The sequence below is a fragment of the Saccharospirillum salsuginis genome (assembly GCF_014651855.1).
In the GTDB taxonomy this organism is placed as follows: Bacteria; Pseudomonadota; Gammaproteobacteria; order Pseudomonadales; family Natronospirillaceae; genus Saccharospirillum; species Saccharospirillum salsuginis.
The window spans coordinates 1-26229 of sequence record NZ_BMXR01000020.1 but is presented as its reverse complement, the minus strand read 5'-3'; the positions used below and the strand labels follow the sequence as shown (position 1 = coordinate 26229).

The 26229-nt window shown below is 60.4% G+C and carries 20 protein-coding genes; 9 read left to right on the top strand and 11 right to left on the bottom strand.

Annotated features, from left to right (window positions below):
* Positions 1–138 precede the first annotated feature (138 nt).
* Positions 139–1032: a LysR family transcriptional regulator gene (locus tag IE111_RS23670; protein ID WP_189613620.1), complete on the top strand. Its 894-nt coding sequence runs from the start codon at positions 139–141 to the stop codon at positions 1030–1032.
* Between the two features lie 158 nt (positions 1033–1190).
* Here IE111_RS23670 and IE111_RS23665 read toward each other — a convergent pair whose 3' ends face one another.
* The 6 genes from IE111_RS23665 to IE111_RS23640 form a co-directional block, all read right to left on the bottom strand.
* The gene (locus tag IE111_RS23665) at positions 1191–1895 is read right to left on the bottom strand and encodes an NAD(P)-dependent oxidoreductase (RefSeq protein ID WP_189613618.1); all 705 of its coding nucleotides are present in this window, start codon (positions 1893–1895) and stop codon (positions 1191–1193) included.
* Between the two features lie 16 nt (positions 1896–1911).
* Entirely contained in the window at positions 1912–2136 is a 225-nt protein-coding gene (locus tag IE111_RS23660; protein WP_189613616.1) for a DUF8691 family protein, read from the bottom strand.
* Between the two features lie 99 nt (positions 2137–2235).
* Complete coding sequence (locus tag IE111_RS23655) at positions 2236–4851, bottom strand: winged helix-turn-helix domain-containing protein (protein ID WP_189613614.1); 2616 nt, start codon at positions 4849–4851, stop codon at positions 2236–2238.
* A gap of 42 nt (positions 4852–4893) precedes the next feature.
* Positions 4894–5913, bottom strand: a complete 1020-nt coding sequence (locus tag IE111_RS23650; RefSeq protein ID WP_189613612.1) for an adenosine deaminase — start codon at positions 5911–5913, stop codon at positions 4894–4896.
* A gap of 90 nt (positions 5914–6003) precedes the next feature.
* Positions 6004–7707 (bottom strand): ABC transporter substrate-binding protein, encoded by a 1704-nt coding sequence (locus tag IE111_RS23645; RefSeq protein ID WP_189613610.1) that lies wholly within the window; start codon positions 7705–7707, stop codon positions 6004–6006.
* 209 nt (positions 7708–7916) lie between these two features.
* Positions 7917–8690 (bottom strand): hypothetical protein, encoded by a 774-nt coding sequence (locus IE111_RS23640; RefSeq protein WP_189613608.1) that lies wholly within the window; start codon positions 8688–8690, stop codon positions 7917–7919.
* 292 nt (positions 8691–8982) lie between these two features.
* Between IE111_RS23640 and IE111_RS23635 the strand changes: the two genes are divergently transcribed.
* The 3 genes from IE111_RS23635 (at position 8983) to IE111_RS23625 (ending at position 12646) form a co-directional block, all read left to right on the top strand.
* The gene (locus IE111_RS23635; protein ID WP_189613605.1) at positions 8983–10203 is read left to right on the top strand and encodes a YcjF family protein; all 1221 of its coding nucleotides are present in this window, start codon (positions 8983–8985) and stop codon (positions 10201–10203) included.
* Positions 10181–11725, top strand: a complete 1545-nt coding sequence (locus IE111_RS23630) for a GTPase family protein (protein WP_229805502.1) — start codon at positions 10181–10183, stop codon at positions 11723–11725. Before IE111_RS23635 ends, IE111_RS23630 begins: the two co-directional genes overlap by 23 nt.
* Positions 11726–11899: 174 nt before the next feature.
* Positions 11900–12646 carry a hypothetical protein gene (locus tag IE111_RS23625; RefSeq protein WP_189613603.1) on the top strand — a complete coding sequence of 249 codons (747 nt, stop codon included), beginning with the start codon at positions 11900–11902 and terminating at the stop codon, positions 12644–12646.
* Here IE111_RS23625 and IE111_RS23620 read toward each other — a convergent pair.
* Entirely contained in the window at positions 12643–13530 is an 888-nt protein-coding gene (locus IE111_RS23620) for a helix-turn-helix domain-containing protein (protein WP_229805501.1), read from the bottom strand. The genes IE111_RS23625 and IE111_RS23620 overlap by 4 nt on opposite strands.
* 111 nt (positions 13531–13641) lie before the next feature.
* On the opposite strand from IE111_RS23620, the gene IE111_RS23615 reads away from it, so the two are divergent.
* Positions 13642–14346, top strand: a complete 705-nt coding sequence (locus IE111_RS23615) for a DUF4386 domain-containing protein (protein ID WP_189613601.1) — start codon at positions 13642–13644, stop codon at positions 14344–14346.
* Between the two features lie 176 nt (positions 14347–14522).
* Positions 14523–15431, top strand: a complete 909-nt coding sequence (glsB, locus tag IE111_RS23610) for a glutaminase B (RefSeq protein ID WP_189613600.1) — start codon at positions 14523–14525, stop codon at positions 15429–15431.
* Between the two features lie 271 nt (positions 15432–15702).
* Here the strand turns inward: glsB and IE111_RS23605 are convergent, their stop codons facing one another.
* The 4 genes from IE111_RS23605 to IE111_RS23590 form a co-directional block, all read right to left on the bottom strand.
* Positions 15703–18792, bottom strand: coding sequence for a glycosyl hydrolase family 18 protein (locus tag IE111_RS23605; protein ID WP_189613598.1), 3090 nt, complete (start codon positions 18790–18792; stop codon positions 15703–15705).
* A 197-nt stretch (positions 18793–18989) separates the two neighbouring features.
* The gene (locus IE111_RS23600) at positions 18990–21089 is read right to left on the bottom strand and encodes a glycosyl hydrolase family 18 protein (RefSeq protein ID WP_189613596.1); all 2100 of its coding nucleotides are present in this window, start codon (positions 21087–21089) and stop codon (positions 18990–18992) included.
* 331 nt (positions 21090–21420) lie between these two features.
* On the bottom strand, positions 21421–22080 hold the full coding sequence (locus IE111_RS23595) for a glutathione S-transferase family protein (protein WP_189613594.1): 660 nt from the start codon (positions 22078–22080) through the stop codon (positions 21421–21423).
* 108 nt (positions 22081–22188) lie between these two features.
* Complete coding sequence (locus IE111_RS23590) at positions 22189–23508, bottom strand: TolC family outer membrane protein (protein ID WP_189613592.1); 1320 nt, start codon at positions 23506–23508, stop codon at positions 22189–22191.
* Between the two features lie 252 nt (positions 23509–23760).
* Here IE111_RS23590 and IE111_RS23585 point away from each other — a divergent pair, with 252 nt between their 5' ends.
* The 3 genes from IE111_RS23585 (at position 23761) to cpdA (ending at position 25867) form a co-directional block, all read left to right on the top strand.
* Entirely contained in the window at positions 23761–24369 is a 609-nt protein-coding gene (locus IE111_RS23585; protein WP_189613591.1) for an NUDIX domain-containing protein, read from the top strand.
* A gap of 8 nt (positions 24370–24377) precedes the next feature.
* Positions 24378–24821, top strand: a complete 444-nt coding sequence (locus IE111_RS23580) for a DUF1249 domain-containing protein (protein ID WP_189613589.1) — start codon at positions 24378–24380, stop codon at positions 24819–24821.
* 245 nt (positions 24822–25066) lie between these two features.
* Positions 25067–25867 (top strand): 3',5'-cyclic-AMP phosphodiesterase, encoded by an 801-nt coding sequence (gene cpdA / locus IE111_RS23575; RefSeq protein ID WP_189613587.1) that lies wholly within the window; start codon positions 25067–25069, stop codon positions 25865–25867.
* Positions 25868–26229: the final 362 nt, after the last annotated feature.

Below are 26229 nucleotides of genomic sequence, written 5' to 3'. Positions count from 1 at the left end.
GTGTGTCTCCGCTGTAGGTTTATCGACAGGGCGGAGTATGAGCCGAACCTTATCCTGCATTAATAGCCGTGAATACAGCATCAGCTTTGCATATACTGCAAAGATTGAAACCGTGCATCGACCCTTCAGGAGAGAACTGTGCTGGACGCTATGGAGCAGTTCGTCAAAATTGTGGATCTGGGTTCATTCAGTGCGGCGGCCACCGTTCTGGGCAAGAACCCAAGCACACTCACCCGCCGGCTCGATCACCTGGAGCACGAACTCGGTACTACCTTGCTCGTTCGTTCGACACGGCGTCTGGATCTGACGCCCGATGGGGAACACTTTTATCATCAGGCACTCGGAATACTGAGCTCGGTGGAAGACGTGAAAGGCGCTTTTCAAAAAACGCCCCAACCGGTCTCGGGTCTGATCAGCATCACCACATTCGACACGTTCGGTCGGGAAACCCTGGTGCCCTTGTTGGCCCGTTTCCGCGATCGCTACCCGGACACGCGCATCGCCTTGAGTCTGGCGAATCAGGTGATCGACCTGTACAACAGCCCCTACGACATCGCCGTGCGTTACGGTCGTCCGGAAGACTCCAGTCTGATCTATCGACCGCTGCAGGACATGTCAGCGGTCGTGGTGGCCAGCCCTCAATACATTGAGCGGCATGCTTCAGTTAACACACCGGAGGATCTGCAAAACCATACCTGCCTGGCGTTTCTCAAGCCGCGTCAGTTCACTTGGTGGTATTTCCGCAAAGATAAGGACGCTCGTAAGATTCGGATCAACCCGGTGATGGCGTCCGAAGGCGGTACGCCCTTGTTGATGTGGGCCCGGGCGCATCAAGGCATCACAATGGTAAGCCGCTCGTTTATCGAGGATGATTTAGCCAATGGTCGCCTGGTTGAGCTGCTGCCCGACTGGCAAGCGTCGTTGACCGAGCACAATGCATCCAAGATTTACCTGACCTGGAAAGCGGCGTCTTCGAAAAACCCGGCCGTGCGGGCTTTGGTGGATTTTCTGGTGGATGAATTAGGCACCTAAGCTGCTAACAGAACGGTTTGGTGGGCCGCACCCACCCTACGACTTTGATAACGATACCCTTTCCCCTTAACGGCTGACATCCTTGTCGATATCGGTGGGTCTTAGTGTGGGTTGTTTTACTTTATTGGTGGGCCGTGCCCACCCTACTTTTTCTTAAATCAGGCGCCTTTCAATCCGTTGAACGAACGGTGCGCTATGGCGGATTCAGTCTGACACCCGACGATGGCCGGGGCTTCGTGGATCAGGTCGTCGTTTTCCAGTGCGGCGACCATGAACAGGGCGAAGTCGATGCGGCGCGTCAGGTCGCTTTCAAGAACCGGGTCGCCGACGTGCTTGCTCCAGACCGGCAACCCCTGGCTCTCGCCTTCTTCCAGGCTGCTGCCACGCACCACGGTCCAACGTGTGTTGCTTTTGAAGACGAGGTCACAGGCTCTGACCTGGTCGTCGATGTCGACGAACCGGAAGAACCGCGCCAGTTTGTTCACAATCGCCAGTATGGTGGTGAACAGCCACGAATACTGATCCTTGCCGTCCTTGGTGATGTGCCAGCCACAGGAAAAGATCAGGCGTGCGCCGGGCTCGGCATAGTCCATAACGGCCTGGGCGGTGCCCGAGGAATAGTCGCGCACGCCCCAGGGAACGAGCACGACCAGTACACCGTCGCAACCGGCGACGGCCTGTTTGATCACGGCCCGGTCGTTGGTGTCGCCCGGTACGATGGTGATGCGGTCTTTGAATTTATCCAGTTTGCCGACGCTGGTTTCCCGGCAAACCCCGACGACCTCGTAGCCGCGATCCAGGGCGTGCTGAACCATGTACTGGCCGAGTTTGCCGGACGCGCCGACGATGCAGACTTTTTTCATCTTCTTCCCCTCTCGCTCAATCGACACGGCGCACCGCGATCAGCGGTACCCCGATATCCCGCACCTTGCGCAGCAAGCCGTGCAACGCGGCCTGGTCCACCACCCGGCAAGCCATGATGGTTTCGCCGTTGGCGTCATGCGTCATGGACTGGGCTCCGAACCAGGAACCCCAGCGCCGATCCAGATGGCCGTCCAGCCGCAGCTGGTAGACGTGACTATCGGGCTCGGTCTGTAGGGCCATGGTTGCGTTCTCCGACGGTGCAAGGTGAGTGAACTGTACGAAGACCGGCGTGGGGGGAATAGCTACTTAAGTAGGGTTTTGCGGGAACAGTACCCGGCGTCAGCGAAACAGGCCCAGTTCACGGGCACGGGCGACGGCTTCGGTCCGACGCTTGACGCCGAGTTTGTCGAAGATGCGTTGGTTGTGTCCTTTGACGGTACTCAAGGCCAGGAACAATCGTTCACTGATGGCCTGGTTGGAGAGCCCTTCGGAGATCAGTTCCAGAACCATCAGTTCGCGTTTCGAGAGCGGGTCGACCAAAGCAGAATGGTTCGGGGCGGATGTGGGGGTGGCTTCGTGAAAAGCCGCCAATAACCGGCGCACATAGTCCGTATCGAGCCCCTGGCTTTGAGCGCGGGCCAGCAACCGGGCGAGGGTCGGTCCTTCGTCCAGGAAGCGGCGGATGAATCCTCCGGGTTCGGCCAGTGGCAGAGCCTTGCGCAGAGTGGCCAGGGTGTCGTCTGTGCGGCCCAATACCTCATAGGCTTGCGCTTGCAGAAGAAGCAGGTCCAGTTGCCGGTCGGTCCATTCCCGCGACACGGCTTCATCGAGGGCCGGTTTCAGTAGGGCCAGCGCTTTTTCGCCGTCTTCCCGGGCCAGCGCGAGGCGCGCCCGGCTGTCCACGGGCGCGTCATCGGTGATCAGTTCGGCCGCGGTAGCCACGTCGCCCTGGCTCAGCCGCAGCCGGCATTCCTCGTTGATGAGGTCCGGTATGTGGTACGGGAAGGCCTGTTGCCGGGCGAACTGCCGGGTGCGGGTCAGGAGGGTGAGCGCACCCTCGGTGTCATGGCGCGCCTGGGCCAGCCGCGCTTTTTGCCAGTCGCAGGCGACGGTCCGGTCGAGGTGTTCGTACTGGTCCGCCAGTTTCAGCGCCCGGTCCAGGTGGTGGGCGGCCCGGTCCAGGTCGTTCCATTCATAGTAAATGCGCGTCAGCCCGAGGTGGGCTTCGCTGTAAATCGGCAGCGGCGGGTCTCCGGCCTGGTCCAGCAGCCGTTCGTAGGTTTCCGCCGCGGCCTGGGGCTCGTTGTCGAGCCAGTGCAAATGACCGAGCCCGGTCGTCGATACGATGGTGATGATCCGGTGGCCAATGGACTGGCTGACGGCCAGGGCTTCACTGTGCGCCTTGCGCGCTTCGGCCCGGTCACCGCTCAGGGCGTGTGCATGCCCCAGCGCCCACTGCGCGGCCGTGCGTGCCGGCAGGTTGTGGGCGTCCAGCAGCGCCAACGCCCGTTGGGACTGCACCCGCATGCTGTCCACATCGTGCCGGCTGACGGCCAGGAACGCCCGGTTGGCGGCGATGTGCCCGTGCAGGTTGTCGGTTTCGGGGCACTCCGGGTAGTGCGCCAGGGCGATTTCGGCGGCTTCCAGCTTGGGCGGTATGCTTGCCAGCCGGCCAAGCATCATCAGGGCCGAGGCGTGCATCACCCAGAGCACAGGACGACGGTTTTTCACCTCCACGGAGAGTGAATCCAGCCAGTCCAACACCGGGATGATCTCTCCGCGCAAATGCAGTGGCATGGTATCGCCGAGTAGACGCTGGGTGGCCAGGTCGATATCGCCGGACGCCACGGCCTGCTGAAACGCCTCCAGCGGCCAGTCGTGATCGTGAAGCCATTGACTAGCCTTTTTGTGCCACTCGGCGACGACGTCCGGGGAAGCGACCTGCCGCAAGCGCTGGCGCAACAGGTCGGAGAACAAATGATGATAGCGATACCACCGTCGTTCGGTATCGAGCGGTATCAAAAAGAGGTTGGCTTGTTCCAGAGCGTCCAGCACCGCCCGGGCCCTGGGTTCCGATGCCTCCTGGCAGGCATCGCACAGTTCGGCGCAAAAGCGATCAAGCAAGGCGGTGCGCAGCAGAAAGGCCTGGGTGTCCGGGTCCTGTCGATTCAGAACCTCTTCCAACAGGTAATCGAGCACGAACTGGTGGCTGCCGTTGAAGGCCTGAATCAGACGGGCCGGGTCGTCCGTGTCCTGCATCGAAATCGCGGCCAGTTGCAGACCGGCGACCCAGCCTTCGGTTCGGGCGTCCAGAGTGGCGATGTCGGCCTCGGTTAGCGTCAGCCCCATGCACCGGTTCAGGAACTCGGCGGCTTCCCGGTCGTTGAACCGAAGATCGGCCGCGCGCAGTTCCATCAGTTGCCCCCGGGCTCTGAGCCGACCGAGCGGCAATGGCGGATCTTCCCGGGTGACCAGGACCAGGCGCAATGCGCGGGGCATGTGCTCCAGCAGGAACATCAGGGCGGCATCGACGGATTGGGACTCGAGCCGATGATAATCGTCCAGCACCAGGATAATCGGTTCCGGTTGCCGATCGATGTCGTTGATCAGCGCCGTCATCAGGTGTTCCATCGGGGGCGACGACTGACCCTGCAAGGCGGACAACACACCCTGCCCCAGGGGCGGCGAGACACCCTGCAAGGCGGAAATGACGTAGACCAGAAACCGGGACAGATCCCCGTCGGACTCGTCCAATGACAGCCAGGCCAGCGGCCGTTGCTGGGCGGTGACCCAATCGCTCACCAGGGTGGTTTTGCCGAACCCGGCAGGCGCCGAAACCAGGGTCAGGGGGCGGTCCGTCCCGGACGCCAGGCGTTGCAACAGGTGCGAGCGTCGCACCGCCCCGGGGCGCGGTGGCGGCGCATACAGCTTGGTGGTCAGGATGGACAGGGACATCGGTTCGGCTTCCGGGCGGTTCAGCGCAGGCGCTGTTTTTTCCTAGCTTACCGCATTGAACATCCGATCCAACGTTTCCAGGTGTTTTTTCCGTTCCGCGTCATCCATCCAGGCGCCTTCGAAGCCGTTGACCAGCAGTCGATGAAGTTGCTCGCTGGACACCGGCAGGTGATCGATCAGCGCCCGGTAATTGTCGTTCACATAGCCGCCGAAATAGGCCGGGTCGTCCGAGTTGACGGTGGCTTTCAGCCCGGCGTTAAGCATCGCTAACATGGGGTGCTGCGACATTTCGGGTATGACGTTCAGCTTGAGGTTCGACAGCGGGCACACCGTCAACGTCATATTCCTCTGGGCCAGCATACGAACCACGTCTTCGTCTTCGAGCGCACGGTTGCCATGGTCGATGCGGTCGACACCGATCACCTCAAGCGCCTGCCGGACGTAATCCGGCGGTCCTTCCTCGCCGGCGTGTGCGGTCAGTTTCAGGCCCAGCTCCCGGCACCGTTCGAATACCCGGGCGAATTTCTCGGGCGGGTGACCCTGCTCGCCGGAGTCCAGCCCGACGGCGTAGATGCGTTCGAGATAGGGTTCGGCGGCAGTCAAAGTTTCGAAGGCGCTTTCTTCGGACAGGTGGCGCAGGAAGGACATGATCAGCTTGTAGCTGATGCCCCAGTCCCGTTGGCCGTCCTCCAGGGCCCGTTCGATGCCGTTCAGCACCGCTTCGAACGGCACACCACGTTCCAGGTGGGCCTGGGGGTCGAACATCACCTCGGTGTGGACGACGTTGTCGGCGTGGATGCGCTCCAGGTAGGCTAGGGTCAGGTCGTAGAAATCCTGCTCGGTTTGCAGCACCGACATGCCCTGATAATACAGGTCGAGAAAGCCCTGCAGGTCGTCGAATTGATAGGCCGCTCGAGCGTCCTCTTCGCTGTCGTACGGCAAGTCGATGTCGTTGCGTCGCGCCAGGGCGAACATCAGTTCCGGCTCCAGGCTGCCCTCAATGTGCAGGTGCAATTCGGTTTTCGGGGCCTGTTCGATCAAGCGTTTCAGCGATTCGGTCATGGTGACACTCCTGCACGATGTGTGGTGTCTACCTTAGACCAAACGGACAAAAACGGGAAAGCCCCGGCCGGGTTCGGCTGGGACATGGGGTCAGTCGGCCAGGCCGACGCCGTAGAAGTCGTGCCACCCCATGGGGTTTTGCACATAGCCGGTCACGTCCGGATGAATCACTTCGTACTGGACGGAATGGGCCAGCGGGACCCAGGGTGCACCGGTATTGAAATATTGCTGTGCCTGTTCGTAGTGGTCGGTTCGAGTGGCGATGTCGGTGGTTTCGAGGGCTGCATTCACTTCGGAGTCGAAATTGGGGTTGCACCAGAATGCACGGTTGCCACCACTGTCTGCGGCATCGCAACTCAATAGCGTATTGAGGAAGTTATCCGGATCGCCGTTGTCGCCGGTCCAGCCCAGCATCATCACCGAGTGTTCTCCATCCAGGGTGCGGTCGAGGTATTCACCCCAGTCGTACTGGTCAACGAGCGTGACGGTGACGCCGACGTCGGCCCAGTCGTCCTGAATCATTGTCGCCATGGTGTCAGCGTCCGGGTTGTAGGGCCGTTGCACCGGCATGACCCAAAGCTCGGTCTCGAACCCGTCACCATAACCGGCATCGGTCAGCATCTGTTTGGCCAGCGTCGGGTCGTACGCATAGCCGGTCACGTCGTCGTTATGGGACCACATCGTCGGCGGGATGGGGTTGGTCGCCAGTTGGCCTTTTGACTGGTACACCGTGCTCAGGATCGCCGCCCGATCGGTGGCGTGATTCAGGGCTCGGCGCACGTTCACGTTATCGAACGGGGTCTTGTCGGTGTTAAAGGCCAGGTAACCGACGTTCAATGCGGCCTGGGACAACACAGTAACCGAGTCATCCTGTTCCAGGTTGACGAGTTCATCGGTCGGCGGGTAGGCCATGTGGTGACAACTGCCGTTCTTCACATTGGTCAGGCGTTGATCGTCATCCGGTTCGATGATGAATTCGAGCAGGTCCACCGGGGTTTTGCCTTCCCAGTAAGCGTCGTGCGGCAGGTAGCGAACAACCTCACCAGGTTGATACTGCGCCAGTTTAAACGGACCGGTGCCGATAGGCGTTTGATCGACACGCTCCGGTGTGCCGGCCGTCGCCATGGCCTCGGCGTATTCAGCGGACTGGATGGAGGCGAAGTCCATGGTCAGGTTGGGCAAAAAGGTGGCGTTCACTTCGGACAGGGTGAAGCGGACACTGTTGTCGTCCACGGCGGTTACGGAGTCGATCAGGTCGCCCATCCCCATGTAACCAAAGTAGGGATAGTCACCTCCACCGACGTCGTGGAAGTCGTGTGTGGTATCCATCATGCGTTCGAAGGTGAACACCACATCGTCGGCGTTCAGCGGTCGGCTGGGCTCGAAATCCGGGCGGCTGTGGAAAGCTACGTCGTCGCGTAGGTGAAAGGTATAGGTCAGAGCATCGCCTGAGACATCCCAGCTTTCGGCCAGGCCAGGCTCCAGTTCAGTGGTGCCGCGGTCGTACCGCACCAGGCGGTTGAAAAGCGTGCGACTTGAGGCATCAAACGTATCGCCGCTGATGTAGTGCGACGGATTAAACCCTTGAGGGCTGGCAGGGGTACAGACTTTCAAGGCTTTACAGGATTGGGAGACGGCCAGGGATCCGTTGACGCCGTCTTCCCATTCTATGGTGCATTCCGAATTGCTGTTGTTGGCGGTGTCCTCCGTGGACACGTCATCGAAGAATTCCACACACCCCGAGAGCGCGGACACACTCAACACACCGATGCACAAAGACTGCGCTGGTTTCATCGTGATCTCCTTGTTGTTTGTAGCGACAGCCTGCATGTCCCACGCAAGGCTACCTTGTCGACCGATGGCCTTTCACTGCCAGGGTCGTTGCCAAGGCTCAGTCTGCCTCAACGTCCGTTAAATGAACAGGGAAGTGGCGGTTTAGCTTGAACATCTGTGATGGATGCCACGGCGCGGTGAGCGACGCACCGCCCCGTGAACTGTGACAATCAGTCTACCGCGCCGCTGACTTTATAGGGCAGTGTCCGGATCTGTTTTACGTGAATGGAACCGATACTGAAGTGTGGGTCGACGTCGCCGCTGTAGTCGTAATGATGAAACTGAAAAACACCATCGCAGTCGAGGGATTGCCGTTCAACGTTTGACAGTGGGCTAAAATGAGCGCTGTTATCCAGAACAAAGGTCCCGCTGTTTTCGGTTTTATCCTCGTCTTCGAAAATCCGTTCCGCACCCGAATCATCCGTGCAGTTCAGGGTGTTTGTGTAGCGCACGTTCACTTGATCGTCCGGCGTCCAGGTGATGACCAGAGATTCGTCGACCCCGATCACCTGGTCGGGCACTGTCGTGAAAGGTGGAGGTTCCGGTACGGTGAATTGGGTATCGGGCGCATCCTGATGGTCTTGCCGGGTCAAGGCCACTCGGTAATTCGTCGAACCCTGAGATTTTGGTAACTCGACCCGGTAGTAGACGTCCCGATCCTGTTCGGATTCGTCGATGACCTCAAAAGGGGTATGGGGTTCGCCATCGACATACACCGTTACGGTATCTTCCTTGGTTAATTGCAGAACATTGGTGTCGTAAGCGTAGATGTCATTCTCGGTTTCAAACCGGACGTCCAGCGTGTCCATGTCAGCGGTATCCAGCCGCGTCAGCTTTACGTCGATGTACATCTCATCAGTGTCGACCTCATTGGATTCTTCAACGATGTCGCACCCCTGAAGTGCGGCGAGGGACCCCATTACGAGCGCAAATGTTTTTTTCATGACAGTCCTTAAACATGGGTTTTCAGTGGAAGGGCACTACAACAATTCCCTGGAAGGCGCGAATAGTACTACCTGTCACTTCATGGTTCACCATCAAGTATCAAATAACATTGTTTGAAAACCGTAGGCCGAGTTCTTGAACCCCGGGGAGACCGTTGTGGAAGGCACGGCGGGCAACGCCGGCATTCGAAGCGGCTCTCACGGCTTTCGCGACTTTCGTCACCTCGCAATAACATCAAAAAGGCACCATGCTAAGGGTCAGACAGTGTCATAAGAGATGCCGTAAACGACGATGGCCTTCAACTTTCTCAACCGCAACTGGAAACGCATCATCAAGGAAGTGCTGCAACCCCAGCCGGACGCGGCGATCCCCGAGGATCTGGCCGAGCAAACGCTCGACCGGGCGCCGACGTTGTGGCTGCTGGGCAAGGTGCAGTCAGGCAAGACGTCGATCATCCACGCCATCACCCGTCACCCGGAAGCCGAGATCGGCGCCGGTTTCAAACCCTGCACGCGCCACGCGCGGGCGTTCGAGTTCCCGCCCGAGTTGCCTCTGGTGCGGTTTCTCGACACCCGGGGGCTGGGCGAGCTGAACTACAGCCCGGAAGCCGAACTGGAGAACCTGGCGCAGCAGGCCGACGCTGTACTGGTGGTGGCCCGGGCGCTGGATCCGCAGCAGGAAGAGGTGTTCGGCCACCTGCGGCGTTTGCGCAAACACAACCCGCAATGGCCCGTCATTCTGGTGCAAACGCGCCTGCACGACGCCTATCCGGATGACCGCGACCATCCGGACTACGACGCTTTGATGTCCGATCCGGATCTGCACGACCTGCAGCGGGCCCTGAAAGCCCAGGCGGACGAGCTGGGCGATCTGCCCGGCGACGGCCCGGTCCACACCGTGGCCGTGGACCTGACGCGGCCGGAAGACGGCTTTAGCGATCCGGACTACGGCCTGGAAGCCCTGCTCGACGCCCTCGATCAGGTGCTGGACGATGCCCAACGCCAGCAACTGCGCAGCCTGACGCTGACCGGTGGCAGCGAACGGTTGAGACAGCTGCACCCGCATCTGGTCGGCTACGCCATGGCGGCCGGTTTGACCGACATGATACCGGTCGCGGGTTTCGTCACGGTGCCAACCTTGCAAGGCAAGATGCTGCACTCCATCGGCCACTACTACGGCCGCCATTGGGACCGGACTTCTCTGACCGAATTCGCCACCTCGCTCGGTTCCGGCACCCTGCTCGGCATCGGCGCCAGTTTCGGGGCGCGCCAGTTGGGCAAGCTGGTGCCGGTCTACGGTCAGTCCGTCGGGGCGGTCGCCGCCGGCACCGCCAGCGCGACCGTCACCTATGCCCTGGGTCGGGCCGCCTGCTACTATCTCGAACAGGCCGAACTCGGCGAAACGGACCCGGCCGGCGTCGCGGACGCCTATCGCGGTTCGCTGAAGGAAGCCTGGCAACTGTTCCACAACCGACTCGGTAAAGCCTCGCGTGACCAAGAACCCAAGGAATAGACCCGCTTTCCAGCGCCATGCGGTCAGCCTGACCAGCCTGATACTCGTACTGGTGCTGATTCCGCCGGTCCTGTTGATTCCGGCCGGCATCGCCTGGCTGTGGCAACAGGGGTGGATGCTCTGGTGGCTGGGAATCGGCGCGGTACTGACGCTGACCGGTTATCTGATCGCCCTCTGGATGCGCCGAAGTGCCCGACCTGACACAGCCGACACACCCGATGCCGAAGAACCGCCGGTCACGCCGGCCAACGACGACTGGAGCCCTCAGGATCTGGACGCCTGGGCGGTCGTTCAGCGTCTGGCACGGGAGACGGACAAATCGATCCTGGCCAGCCAGACGCTGTTGCTGCAGCGGGCCCGCGTGGTCATCGAGGCGGTCGCCGCCGAGTACTACCCGAAACACGAGGATCCGGTCTGGAATTTCACCCTGCCCGAGGCCCTGTTGCTGACCGAACGCGTCAGCCAGCGGCTGCGTCTGGTGCTGTCCGACCATGTCCCGGCCGCCCAGATGTTTCAGGTCGGGCAACTGATGCGGCTGTGGCAAGTGCGCTCCAGCAGCATGAAATACTACAAGGGCGCCAAGCTGGCCTATCGCTTCGTCCGGCTGGTCAATCCGCTGTCCGCCCTGCTGGCCGAGGCCCGGGAGAAGATCCTGGACGTGGCGATGGATTCGACCAGCAGCTACCTGCGCCAAAAAGGCGCACGCATCTGGGTGGAGGAAGTCGGCCGGGCGTCGATCGAACTCTACTCCGGCCGGTTGCAGATCCACACCCGGTCGTTGAGCGATCTGGCGGCCGCCGAGATTCAGACCACACCGCCGCCGGGACCGGTGCAGGTGTGGGTCGGCGGCCAGGTCAATGTCGGTAAGTCCAGTCTGGTCAATGCGCTCTTGCAGGAAGCCCGCGCGGCTGTGGACGCCCTGCCGATGACCGACGGTCGCGACCGCTACCAACTGACCGACGAACACGGCGAAGCTCTGGCGATTCTCACCGACGCGCCGGGGCTGACGCGGGTACAGGATGCAAGCTGGTGGGGCGAACACTGCGCCCAGGCCGACTGCATTCTCTGGGTGGTCGCCGCCCACCGCGCGGATCGCCATCTGGACCACCACGCCTTGCGGTCCATCCACGACTGGTTCGAAGCCCACCCCGACCGGACCCGACCGCCGATTCTGTTGGTCATCAGCCATGTCGACCGGCTCTCGCCGGCGCGCGAATGGAATCCGCCCTACGATCTGGACCGACGCGACGAGCCCAAGGCCCGTTCGATCGGCGAGGCACTGGAGGCGATCGCGGAGGATCTGGACGCCCGCGAGGAGGATCTGGTGCCGGTCCGGCTCGATCAGGGTGCGGACGGCTACAACCTGGACCTGTTGCAGGCCCTGGTCGAGGAAGCCATTGAACAGGCCAAACCCGGCCGCGCTAGACGTCTGCAACTGATGTCCAAACAACACAACTGGTCCGTCATCGTGGAACAGGCACGCAGTGCGGGACGCTTTATCAAACGGGCCATAACACGTTGACCGCCCCGATGGGGAACAACCCTACAGGACCCTTCGTTCAGCGAAAGAGCCGCTACATTTTCAACACGATACACCAGCAAAGTACGCACTTGGTAATGCTAGGTTAATGGACCTAACGGTTGCACGGGGTGGATGACGTCACGGCAGCCACGATGTTGAATAATGGAGTATCTCATGCAACGAGTTCATTGTGCGCTGGCCGGAACGCTGGCTCTGTCCCTCCTTCTTCAAGGCTGTTCGGTCACCGATTCGGAAAACGTCAAAACGGCGGGCATCAGCGCGGCCATTGAAGTTGTGTCGACATCATCGGACCCGAATGCTCAGGCACACGTCTCCGCCAGCCTGCAAAGCGGATCCGGCATCAACGGTACGGATTTGAAGTTAACCGGAGGCGACCGTTTGTACGTCACGGCCGACGGTCAGAAAATTCCCTTGTCGGAATCTTCGAGCCCGATCGGTACGACGTATGAAGCCTGGGTGTCGTCATCGAGCACGCACACCGAATACATCATCGGTTTCGAACGTGAAGAAGACACCAGCGCACCTTCGTCAACGGTGATGTTGCCGGAGCCATTCGACATTCAATCGATGGCGAAGGAGACCTACGGATTCGATGAGGACGTCGATCTGAACTGGTCACCGTCCGGCGATAACAAGGTGAGCATTCTGTACACCTTCGACTGTCGGACCGAAAGCGGCGACAATCGCATGTTCGGCGGCCTGCGACCGAGCGTGGACGATGACGGTCACTATGCCATGGACCTGTCGGACGTCATTCCCGATGGTGAAGACCCGGTGACCGCTTGCGATGCGGACGTGGCCATTCAGCGCACTCAAAAAGGCCAGTTGGATCCGAATTTCGGCGAAGGCGGTTCCATCAAAGGCGTGCAAAAACGAACGGTGACCTTTGACGTCTCCTAGTCGCGGAGTGGAATCACATACCTGGAGCCGGTCGAGGCACTGAACTGTTCAACCTCGACCATCCACTCGTAATCGCTGCCCTCCCCCCGGCGATGGCCCGAGTTCGGCAACCAATAGCCGTAAATAAAATCGATGGTTCGGTTGGCCGCCTCGGCGTCAATGCCGTCGACATCAAACATCGCCACACGCTGCTCGGGCAGGTGATGAACGGTCATGTCCGGGGGCGCACTCTCCGGTTCCCGGGTTTCGATGGTTGCCAGGTGCGTCAGCTCATCTTCGTTAAACCGGCCGGATTCACTGAGGGTCAGGCCAAAGTAGGACTTCGGAATTCCCCCCGGTATCGAGGCTTCCTGTTCAAACAACCGCATCCAGGCAGGCTGCATCAGGTAACAGTTGGTCTGATCGGTAACGAACGGCGATGGAATCTGTGTGGGGTACCCGACGATGCTGAAAGCAGGGCGCACCTCGATGACCGGTTCGCGCGCCACCCGATGGGCTATGTGGTGCACCAGGTGTTCATCCAGTAAGGGCTTGTCGTTCAATCGCACGCGGGGACGACTCTGGCGAAAGGCCTTGGGCGACATCGAGAAGTAAGCCTTGAACGAACGCGAGAAGGCCTCGTGCGAGCCGAAACCGACGCTGACGGCGATGTCGATGATGCCCATGTCGGTTTCCAGCAACAGCTGAGCGGCCCGCGTCAACCGGCGACCGCGCAGGTAGGAGCCGAGGCTGTCGCCGATCAGGCTCTTGAACCAGCGTTGAAAGTGCCAGGGGGACAAACCACTGCGCTCGGACAGCGTTAAAACACTGACCTCTTCATCCAGATGCGCTTCGATGTCGTCCACCAGCGTCTGCAAAAAACCGAGCGTCTGGTTCATCGTCATGTCCGGGTCTCTCCCGCGTTTGGGTCTCTACCGCACAAATTATCAAATACGGCTCGAATCATCGCGCTAGCATTCCCCTTCCTCACCATTTACGACGGACGGGCTGACGCCATGACACACACCGCACTGACTTCCCATCAACGCAAGGCCGCCCGCGTAGCCGGTGTCGCCCTGCTGCTAATGGCGCTGTTGGCGCCCATTGCATTTTTCACCGTGCTGGAGCCGATTCGCACAGCCGGCGATGCGGCCGCCCAGGTCAACGCCCTGCGGGCGTCCGGAACGATGTTCCAGGTCAGTATCGTGATCTTCCTGACGGTCGCCGTACTGGACGTGCTGGTGGCCTGGGCCCTTCACGGCATCTTCTCCAGAGAGCAGTCGCAACTGTCGCTGCTGACCGCCTGGTTCCGACTGGTGTACACCGCGCTGTTACTGGTCGCCACCGCATCCCTGATCGATGCCCAGACCCTGTTGCAGTCGCCGGTTCAGGGCTCGCCTCATTGGAACCTGTTGTTACAACACGACCTGAACCGCTTCTTCACCACCTTTAACTTTGGTCTCGGGGTTTTCGGCTGTCACCTGGTGTGCCTGGGGTACCTGATGATGCGCGCACGCCTGTTCCCCGGCTTTCTGGGCGCTCTGATCGTTATCGCCGGACTCGGTTACCTGGCCGACACGCTCGGGACCTTAATGATTCCACAGTATGACCTGAATGTGGCCAGTGTCACCTTCATTGGAGAGGTGTTGTTGATCGGTTGGTTGATCTGGTTCGGCTGGAAGCGACCGGGAAGAGGGGCAGAAACGCACCCGTCCTATTGATCTATGACCTGCACCAACACCGCAAACGGTGTCGCTCCGCCGACACCGATTGTGACTTTTATCACTGAAGGCAAAACACTCATTCCAGAGGATTGGACTTAGCTCGTAGACCAGTCCGGTGCTATTCCCCATAATGCTCAGCCTGCTTTGATCCACCCGTTGTATTGGGGACGCCCGTGGAAGACCTCCTGAATGACATTCTGCACCAGGTTCGGCCGCTTATCGGACAAGGCCAGGTGGCGAACTACATACCGGCATTGGCTGAAGTAAACCCCGACCAGTTCGGCATTGCCATCTACAGCAACGACGGCACCCTGCATACGGCGGGCGACGCCGAATCGGAGTTCTCCATCCAGAGTATTTCCAAGGTGTTCAACCTGATATTGGCCATGCAGCAATACGGGGAGGACATCTGGTCGCGGGTGGGTCATGAACCCTCGGGTCAACCGTTCAATTCGCTGGTGCAGCTGGAGTATGAGTCGGGCATTCCCCGCAACCCCTTCATCAATGCCGGTGCGTTGGTGATCAGTGACATGAACTATTCACGCATTGCGGCACCGCAGTATGCCATGCGGGAGTTTGTTCGACGCCTGACCGGTAACCCCAACCTCCACTACGACCACGCCGTCTCGGATTCCGAATTCGAAACCCGGGCCCGCAACGCGGCCATGGCGTATCTGATGCAATCGTTCGGGAATTTCCACAACAATGTGGAAGAGGTGTTGCGGTACTACTTTAATAATTGTTCGTTGCGCATGTCCTGTGTCGATCTGGTCAAGGCCTTCAGCTTTCTGGCCAACCGGGGGTACTGCCGACACAGCGATACCCAGATACTGTCCGAACTCGACAGTAAAAAAATCAATGCGCTGATGGCGACCAGTGGTCTTTATGATGAAGCCGGGAACTTCGCCTATCGGGTCGGGCTGCCTGGTAAGAGTGGTGTGGGCGGCGGCATCGTTGCGATCGTGCCGGACCAGTTTTCCGTGTGTGTCTGGTCGCCGGAACTCAATGCAGCGGGTAACTCCCTGGCTGGTATGTCTGCGCTGGAGATCCTGTCGAAACGCATCGGCTGGTCGATTTTCTGAGGGCTCGGGTAGACACCTGCCTTCAATGGTTCATTCATTGAGTAGGTTGGATTAGCGAAGCGTAATCCAACGCAACCTGGCCAATTGGTTCTTGCGGGTGTCATTGTGTTGTTGGATTACGCTTTGCTAATCCAACCTACTGAACTGTTTTGAGCTTTTAGCCATTGGGCCAGATAATGGTTCAGGCCCACTACTAGGTGGGCAGTGCCCACCCTACGTAAAAAGCCCGCATTGCGCGGGCATTCTTTTTTTTTGATGGTTTAAAACACCATCACAATGCGCAGACTTCGCTCCAGGAACCGTCGGTTCCGGGTTCGGCCTGGGTCCACCAGTTGGCTTCCCACAGTGAACCGTCGTGCGTCAGGCGGTCGCCTTGCACGGCGTGGCTCGGGTTGCCGGCCCAGTCGGTTTGCGGGAAGTTCGGGTAGGCGTTGACGCCGGTGGTGTCGCAATCGCCATCGCCATCGCCGTTGCCGTCACCATCTCCATCGCCCGAACCGTCACCGGTGGTCGGGTTGACCACGGGTAAATCCGGGTGTTCATCCTTCAGGCCGTAGACGTTGCCACCCAGGTGCAGGCGGTAGCCGGCCGGGCCCGATACGGGCAGGTAGTAGTTCAGCGTGATCTCGACACTTTCACCCGGCGCCAGCGTCTGCCAGCTCGGCAAGGTGAAGCCGACCCGGTGGAAGGTGTTCTCCAACCCGCCGATGTTGTTGCCGGCGGCATTGCTGCCGTCTTCCAGCACGGTCAAATCGGCGCCGCTCTGGTCGGAGATGTCGCTGGACGTGGCGGTGGACATGTTGAAGCGTACTTCGGCACCGCCCGGCAGTTCGACGTCGGTATTGTTGGTCAAGGTCAGTGTCGGGTTGATCGGGTAGTTGTTGTCACCCACCTTGAAGCCCGAGATCTCGACCGAGACATCAACCACTTCAGCCGGGTCGGTCAGGTTCGTGGCCTGCACATTGCCGTATTCGGTGGCGCCCGCGAAGGCGTTGTAGGCGATGTCGGTCAGGGTCGTGCCCATGTAGTACTCGCCGCTATCGCCACGGTTCGGGTACCAGTCGTAGTCACCGGCCAGTTCCCAGAACATGATGCCGCCAACGCCTTCGTCGACGACATATTGCACTTTGGCGTTCATCGACTGTTCGTCTTCGGTGCTGAGGAAGACCCGGGTGTCCGGGTTCCACAACCAGGGCGCTTCGGCGACGCTGTCGTAGTGACGGTTGTAGGTTCCGGTCAGGTTCATGTTCGGGTCGAAGCCGTAGTCGGTGACGTAGCTGCCGACGATGCCGTCTTCGAGGTTTTTGGCGTGCCACATCGGGTTGGAGCCGGCGCCCATTTCATTGCCGTCTTCGTCCTTGTCGTGCCACAAGTTGTCGATACCGGTGGCGCCGTAGCCGCACGGGCTGTTGACGCCGGTGCCAGTCGGGCAGTCGGTCTGGTCCGGCAGTTCGGCCGTTCCCCACAGACCATTGGTTCCGCCCTGCACGTTCCGGAAACCGCGCGTGTAATAGGGCACGCCGATGTTGATGCGCCCGGCACTCATGGAACCGCGGAAGTACTTCACGGCCCAGTCGGTATTCAGGTAGCCGATACCGCCGTATTGCGCGGTGCCATAAACGTTCGCCGCTTCGAGTTCGGCGTCTTCACCGGTGTCGTACAGCGCGGCATTGTGGCCGACGTATTCGTTCCAGGCGCCGTGCAGGTCGTAGGTCATGATGTTGACGTAATCGAGATACGGCGTGACGTCGAAGTCTTCCATACCGCGCAGCAGGTAACCGGAACTCGGAGCGGCGATGGTCAGCATGTAATGCTGGCCGTCTTCGGCGCCGGCCTGGTCGAGTTTTTCGCGCAGGGTTTTCATCAGCACCTGGTAGGAGCGCCACAGGTCGCCGCGCATATTGTCGGCGTAGTCGAAGTCCAGCGGGTTGCCGGCGCCGGTCATCGAGGTGGGGTATTCGTAGTCGATGTCGACGCCGTCGAAGCCGTATTCACGGATGAAGTCGACGGCGGAGTTGGCGAAGGTTTCGATACCCTGATGGTTCACACTGCCGTCGGCATTGGTGGTCATGGTGTAGAAACCGCCGTTGTCGACGCGCTGGCCGGTGCTGTCGAAATAGCCGCCGGTCTCGGCCCAACCGCCCACGGAAATCAGCGTCTTCACATGCGGGTGCTGTTCCTTGTACCGGGTCAGCAGGTTGAAATGCCCCTGATACGACAGTGACGGGTCCATCTCGGCGCCAGGCACGTTCGGCCAGGTCATTCCGGTGGCCGGGTTGTCCGGATTCGCGGTGTCGCCGACCGAGAGTTCATTCTGGTCGTTGATATGCGCGAAGGCGTAGTTGATGTGGGTCAGTTTCTGCCAGGGAATGTCGTTGGCCAGATACGCCGGCTGCCCGTTCTTGCCGGTGCGCCATGAGGTGAAGTAACCGATGATGCGGCGGTTGTGGTTCGCGCCCAGGTCTTCGCGGCCGTTGTCGTCGTAGACAGTGCAGTACGGCACATCGATGCCCGCGGTCTGGTACAGACCTTCGGGACGGCATCCGCTATCGCTGACCGGCGGTTCGCCGATGGTCAGGGACACCGTGCCGCTGTCGGTCGTGGTGCCGTCGTTATCCGTGGCACGGGCGAAAAAGGCGTAGTCGCCTTCGCCGGCGGTCCAGTCGATGGCATAGGGTGCGGTGCTGTCGTTGCCGACGCTGGCGCCGTTGACGAAGAATTCCACGCCCGCGATATCGCCATCGCTGTCACTGGCATCGGCTGTGAGACTCAACACATCACCCGGCGCGGGTTCGTCGCTGGCCTGTGGGCTGGTCAGACTGACTGTCGGGGCGGCGTTGTCGGAGACGCCGGTGACGGAGACGCTGGCCTGCGAGGTATCGCCATCGTCGTCCTGCGCCCGCGCGGTGATGGTGTGCGACCCGGTCGTGATCGACCAGACGGTGCTGTAAGGCGCGCTGGTGAGTGTCTCGACCGTGGTGCCGTCGACCAGGAACGTCACGCTCTGGACAGTGCCGTCGCTGTCGCTTGCGGTGGCCGACAGAGTCAGTTGGGTTCCCGTCGGGTAGTCCCCGGCGACCGGGTCGGTCAGGCTGATTGTCGGTGGCGTGTTCGGGTCTGATATACCGTCGCAGGCACCGAGATCGGTCCATTCCTGGTAATCGCCGCTGTGGTCTGCCGGATTCTGGTTCTGCGTCCACCAGTTGGCTTCATAGGCGGTGTCGCTGTGTTGTACCTGATCGCCGCCGCTGTAGGCGGTGCCGGCGTCCCAGTCGGGGAGGCCGGTACAGTCGTAGGCCGATGCGGAGCCGGCCAGGAGCAGGCCGCCCAGCATCGTGCTTAGGGTGAATTGGGTGTTCATGATGGGTCCTTGGTGTTTGTTGGACTAAAGGTGTTGGGGCTGTAGGGCAGAAGAGCCGTAGGCGTTATCTGCCGTTTAGTACCGTGGCAGTGATCTCCACCCTTGCCACAGTCCGAATAACGGCGGATAACGCTTCGCTCTTCCGCCCTACAAGTACCGTGCTACAGCCGCGCCCGTAGCCGGGCGCGGCTTCGACCTTACTGCTGCGGATTACCCAACCCGGAATTCATCGAATTCAGGATGTGGCCGTTGTCCGCGTCGATTTCCCAGGCGAAGAGGCCGCCGAGGTTGTTTTGCAGCACGTAGTCGCCCTTGGCTTCGACGGAGCGCTGGGTGTCGAAGGTGAGCAGGTTGCCGTTGGTGTAATCCCAGGCGTAGCTGGCTTGGGCGGTGTCGTCCCAGTAGACCTGGTAGCCGTTGATGCCGTCGCCGGCCGGGCCGCCCATGACCTCGGACTCGATGTCCTTGTAGTCCTGGATGCCGGCTTCCCAGCTGCCTTCGATGGCGCCGCCGCCGGTGCCGGTGAACGGATAGTCGGGCTGACCTCCGGTGACACCTTTCCAGCCGCGACCGTACATGGCCACACCAAGGCTGAGTTTTTGCGGCGGTACGTTTTCACTGAGCATGTACTGCACGGCTTCGTGGGCGCTGAAGCCCGGCTTGGCGGCATCCGGAGCCGGATACAGGCCGGTCTGGTGGCCCAATACGTTGTTCCAGGCGCCGTAGTAGTCGTAGGTCATCAGGTTGATGTGGTCCATCACCTGGGCCGCGTCGTCCCAGCCATCGCCGACAGCGCTCAGCTTCTCGACGCCCCCGCTCATGGCGGCGGTCAGTTGATAGGTGCGACCGGTTTCGGCTTCCAGCTCATCCAGTGCGACCCGCAGTTCCTGCATCAGGGTTACAAAACCCTGGCCGTCTTCGGGGCTGCCCAGGTCCGGGTTGGCGCCACCGCCACCAGGGAATTCCCAGTCGATGTCGATGCCGTCGAAGAAGTCGTACTTCTTGATGAAGGCGATCATCGAGTCGATGAAAACCTGGCGCGCGGCCGGGTCGGTGCCTATGTCGTACAGCGGGTCGGACAGCGTCCAGCCACCGACGGACGGCAGGATGACCAGATCCGGATGCGCCTGTTTCAGGCGGTACATCTGCGCGAATATGCCGCGAATCGGCTGATCCCACTGATCGCCCGGGTAGGATTTCTCCAGCGCGGCGAACTTGTCGTGCACCACGACTTCATAATCCTGCTTGCCTTCGCACTGACTCACCAGAGCGCTGTAACCGCTCGGGTTGGCGTCCTGCAGCGAGCTGTTCGGACCACAAATCGGGATAAAGCCGTAGTAGAGATGGGTCAGGTTCTCGGCCGGAATATCGGACGGCTGATAGTCGCGGCCATAGATGCCCCACTCGACGAAATAGGCGCCTACCTGTTTGCCGGCGGCCTGGGTGTCGTACGGCTGATTGTTCTGCTTCAACGGGTGTGGCCAACCGGTCATGTCCAGGTCGGTCCACGGATCGAAGTCCCCGGTGTCGCCGCCGTCATCACCGCCGCCGTCGTCGCCACCACCGGAACCCGCGGCCACGGTGATGGTGCTGGTGGCGGAATCGGTGCAGACGTCGCCGTTGCACAGTGATACCGCGTAGCTGTAGTCACCGGCTTCGGTGACGGTCACGCCCACACTGCCGCTCTGGGCATTGGGGGTGTTCGCGGTCAGGCTGGCGCTGTAGATCTCGACGCCGTTTTCCAGCAAGCGCCACTCGGTGCCGTTTTCGCCCCACCACATGTTCCAGCCAACGGTGAAATTGGCTTCGCCGTTGGACATCGTCTGATCGCCCAGCCAGCCGACGGTCGGCGCGGCCGGGGCGGTTGCGCTGTCGTCGCCACCACCCGTGTCACCGTCACCGCCGTCATCGCCACCGCCGGTATCGCCGCCATCGTCGCCACCGGAATCACCACCGGCGACGGTCAGGGATTTGGGGTCACTGGCGGTGCAACCGCTGTCGTTGCAGAGGTTAACGATCAGTTCGTGACTGCCGGCCGTAAGATCCACGGTGCAGCTGCCACTCTGGGCATTGGTACCGTTTGGCGTCAGGCTGCCCTCGCACAGATCGGCGCCATTGCCGGTCAGATTCCAGGAGGTGCCGTTTTCGCCCCACCACATGTCCCAGGCGACGGAGGTATCGGCTCCGTCCGCCACCTCGGCGGGCATCCAGCTGATGACGGGTTTGGCCGGTGCCGCCATCAGGCCTGCGCTCAACAGAACCCCGGCACCGCCGATAAGAAAGCTTTGTGTTTTCATAGTGTTTGAACCTGCATCGCTCGTTGTTTTTTATTGTTAATCCTCGGTCGCATCGCTGGGACCGGACTGCGATTAATACCAATCTAAAACCATTTGACGATTGGCGTTTAAAATTTATACACAGCGAGGGGCGGTCTAAAAAGGCGAACCTTTTCTATTATGTTAACTGGTTCACATTTATGGTGTTTTCGAGCGGTGTTTTGAGAAGAATGACCGTGGGAAGTGTCTATAAGCTCACTCTTTTAGATACCAATTTATGACCTGTTGGCATAAAGGGAGTGGCCGGGAGGTTTTGGGTCGCGCACGCCGTGCGCGACCGCTTATTCAGCCGTCAGGGCGTCGGCGCTCCGCCCTTTTCAAGCGCTGTCTGGTACGCCGGCAACTCCCGAATCCGTTCCAGATACGCCTTTACGGCGGGGTATTTATCCAGATTCGCCCGGGCGGAGGCGGCTTCCAGCGGATAGCTCATCTGGATGTCCGCCAGGGTCATCCGGTTGCCCGCAAACCAGGAACGGTCCTCGAGCCAGGATTCGATCAGGGCGAGGTGGTTGTCGATATTGGGCTGAATAAAGGTGCCAACCACCCGTTCGCTGAGGCTTCGAGCCACCGGGCGAATGAAGAACGGCATCGGGGCTTTGGGCACGCGCTGAAACACCAGTTTCATCACCAGCCAGGGCATCAGCGAGCCCTCGGCCGCGTGCAGCCAATACAGATAGTCCGCATAAGCCGGGTCATCCACGGGCAGCGCAAGACCGGCGTCCGGATGGGTGTCGGCGAGATATTGCAGTATCGCACCGGACTCGGCCAGGGTCTTGTCGTCCCAGGTCACCACGGGGGATTTGCCGAGCGGGTGCACCGCTTTCAGCTCCTTCGGCGCCAGAAACGCCCGGGTCCGCCGGTAGTGTTTGATCTCGTAGGGCAACCCCAGCTCTTCGAGCAGCCAGAGAATGCGGTGGGAACGGGAATATTCCAGATGGTGAACGGTCAGCATAACGGACGGGATCCTTAAAGTGGCGGTTCATGCACATCCCGGTGCCCGCAGAGGTTCGTACCTCCCTGTACGCAAAGCCACCGGTTACGCAACCGGTGGCCATTCGGATCAGTTCATGACGAGAAAGGATTCGATGGCTTTCAGATCTTCTTCGCTCAATTGACCCGCCGCCTGCTTCAGCTTGAGGCGATCGATCAGATAATCGTACCGCGCATTCGCGTACGCCTGGCGCGCCGCGAAGACGGCCTGCTGGGCATTGAGCACTTCGACGATGTTGCGGGTGCCCACTTCGTAACCGACCTCGGTGGCCTGCAGCGCGCTCTCGCGGGATTTTACCACCTGTTCCTGGGCCGCGATGTTCTGGGCATCGGTCCGCACCTGGCGATACAAATTGCCGACCTGTACCGAAATATTACGCTTGAGCAATTCAAGTTGTTGTTCGGCGATGTTGTTTCTGATGCCTCGGGAGACGATCTCGGCCGAGGTGGCACCGCCGGTGTAGAGCGGAACCGATACCGTCAGCCGGACCGAACTGCTGATGCGATCGGAAAAATCGGGGTCGCCGATTTCCTGGTCGCTGCCGCCATAATTGATGTCGGCGTTGGCGGTCACCGTCGGCAGGCGGTTGTTGCGCCGCGCGCTCAGTTCACGCTCGCCGGATTCCAGTCCTTTCAAGGCAGCCAGTATGTCGGGATGACGCTCCAGAGCCACTTCGATCCAGCGATCCTGACCACCCTCGACCGGGGTTTCGATCGGCAGTCGGTCGCCCAGAAGCATGACCTCGTCCGGTATTTGGCCGGTGAGCACCGAGAGATTCTGCAGCGAGATGTCGTATTGGCTGCGGGCGTCGATCAGCGCGACCCGGGTTTCATCCAGCGTGGCCTGGGCGTCCATGACATCGGTCACGGTGACCAGACCGACTTCATAGCGCTGTTCGGTTTGCTCGTATTGACGCTCCACCGCCGTCAGCTGGGTCTCGGCCGAGTCCCGGGCATCGCGCGCGCGCAGTACGTTGATGTAGGCTTCGGCCACACGCACGATCAGGTCCTGGCGGGCGGATTCGGTCTCGATCTCGATCTTGGACGCATTCAGCTTGACGGCCTCATAGGCGTCGACCGCGGCCAGAGCGAAGATTTTTTGCGAGGCCGACACTCCCACACCGTAGGATTTGCCGTCTTCGAAGTCCGGCGTCGGATCCTCGGTGCTGGAGACGGTGTAGTTCGCCGACGCGTTTACCTGCGGCAGGAGGTTACTGAAGCCGCTGGTCACCTGTGTTTGGGCGTTGTCCTGGTTGAGCTGCTGTAACGCCAGGGTCGGATCGTTGGTCACCGCCTGTTCATACACATCCATCAGTGACACCTGTGCCCAGGCGCCGGTTGTCGCGACCAGTGCCAGGGCACCGGCGAGCGTTCGTGATATAACCTTCATCGTCATGTCTATCCTGTCTCCGTGATGCTCCCGGACGGGCCATTATGACGGCTGGCGCCCCTGTGGTCAGCCCGAAATAGCGGGCATTGTGGCCGCTTGGACCGGCGGCCGACAGCCCCAAAAGTCACTGACCCGCGCCTTCGGCCATTCGGCCCGATCATCGGGTCGATGGCGTCGGTTTGTGCCATACTGTGCGCTTTCATTGTTTCACGCTCCGCCGGACCCAGGCGAGCATCGACCACCGAGGAAGGCATGACGCGCGACACCGCCGAATTCAGTTTCAGGATCGTCGAGACCGAACCCCTCTACCGGGGCTTCTACCACATGGATCGGCTGACCATCGCTCACCGGACGTTCCGGGGCGAGGAGCTCACCATACAGCGTGAGATGATGGACCGCCACGACGCCGTCTGTGTTTTACTCGTCGATTTCAAAACGGATCACATCGTGCTGGTCGAACAGTTTCGCGTCGGTGCGCTCAAAGAAGACAACCCCTGGTTGATGGAACTGGTCGCCGGCCTGATCGACAAGGACGAGCGGCCCGAAGAGGTCGCCCGACGCGAAGCCGTCGAGGAAGCCGGACTTGAACTGGGACGGCTGCACCCCATAACCCATTACCTGCCCTCCCCCGGCGGCACCAATGAACGCGTCTACCTCTATGTGGCCGAGGTCGACAGCACAAACGCTGGCGGCATTCACGGACTGGATCACGAAGGCGAGGACATCCGGGTGCACCGGGTGCCCCTGTCGGATGCCTATCACTGGTGCACCGATGGCACCATCAACAACGCCGCCGCGCTGATCGCGTTGCAGTGGCTACAATTAAACGAACACCAACTACGCACAGACTGGAGCACCTAACCCCATTGATGAACCGCCGTTACGTACCCGACCTGCCCGAACAGAACGCCTTGAGCGAAGCCAATTTCCTGCGACTGGAAAAGCTGCTGGGCGGGCTGAAGAACAGTCACTACGACTTTCAGTGGTTCGGTCGCAACAACGAGCCGGTGCAGGTGCACGCCGAGATCATCGAACGGTTCAAATTCACCTCCACGGTGAACCTGATAAAACAGAACTCCGCCCTGCCCAAACCGATGGACCGGGTTCAATTGACCATACGCATGTACCACGACGCCCGCATGGCCGAAGTCGTCACCTGGGACAGCGGCCGCCAGCTCTCGGGCGTCTACCCCTACCCCAACGATCGGATGTATCAGATCGACGAAAAGGCCCAGGCCAACGTGTTTCTCGGTGAATGGCTGGCTCACTTGCTGCGTCACGGCGTCGCCGAGCGGGAATGGACACCGTCCTGACGGGTTTTTGACGGCTGTTCGAACAAATGTCCATCGATTGTCCGACATCTTCAACCGGAGTCGCACAAATGCAGTGACTCAGGTCGCGAATCGTGCATCCGCGCTTACATTGGCTAGACTTCTTGTGTAAAAATGATCCAAGGAGCCATCGACCAACTCCGTTCGAATTAATTACGGGGTCAATAACCACCCGCCCTTCGAACGGTCGCACGCTCCCAAGCCTATGTTGACAGTGGAAAGACGTTTTGAAGCAGCAGCCCCTACATTTGGTGCAGATAACGGACAGTCACCTTCACGCCAGCCAGGACGGCACCTTGCTGGGCATGAATACGCAATACAGCCTCGACCTGATCTTGGAGCGGATCGAAGCCGAACGCGACCGGATTGACCTGATTCTGGCCACAGGCGACATCGCTCAGGACGGCTCCGTCGAAGCGTATCAGCGCTTCATCCACGACGTGGACCGTTTCAAGGCCCCCATCCGCTGGACGGCGGGAAACCATGACGACCGTGCCAATATGAAGGCGGCCTTGTCAAACGGCCGCACCTCCATCGACCGTCCGGTCTACACCAGCGACGACTGGGTCGTCATCCTGCTCGACTCCACTGTCCCCGGTAAAGTCTACGGCAACCTGGGCCCGGATCAGCTCGCCCTGCTCGACCGGCTGCTGACCCAGCACGCCGACAAGCACGCCCTGGTCACCTTCCACCACCACCCGCTCGACATGGGCAGCACCTGGATGGACAAGATCGGCATCAAGAACAAGGATGCCCTGCATCGGGTGCTGAAACGGCACACCAATGTCAGAGTGGTCCTCTGGGGGCATGTACACCAGAACAGCGACCAGATGATCGACGGCGTCCGCTACATCTCCACACCGTCCACCTGCGTCCAGTTTGAACCGGGTACCCACGACTTCTCGATCGACCACCAGGGCCCAGGCTACCGCTGGCTCGACCTGAACGCCGACGGCACCATCGACACCGGCCTCACCCGCATCGAAGGCGTCGACTTCGAGATCGACTACTCCGTTAAAGGTTACTGATACTCGGGAGAGTTGGCTTCTTGGTTCGTGGTACTGGGATTCTACGATGCCACGGTTTTGGTGCCTGGGTATGTTGTTGTGCCCGTGGTCCGTGCCGGCTGCCGGGGGAGGCTTCCCCGGGGTCGCCGTGAATACGTCCATGTAGGCTAGACGGCAGCCATCCATGGCTGCCGACTTCCCCGGGGAAGCCTCCCCCGGCATCCGGCACTCGCATTGGAAACACCGTTCAAGCACCAACAAACCACCAATCGTAGGGTCGGCACCGAGGCTGTGAGAGTATTTTTTTGCCGGCATCACATTGGTTTTAGGCTCGTTCATGCTGGTTAGAATGCCCTCCGGCACCCGCAATTGGTATTTCGACC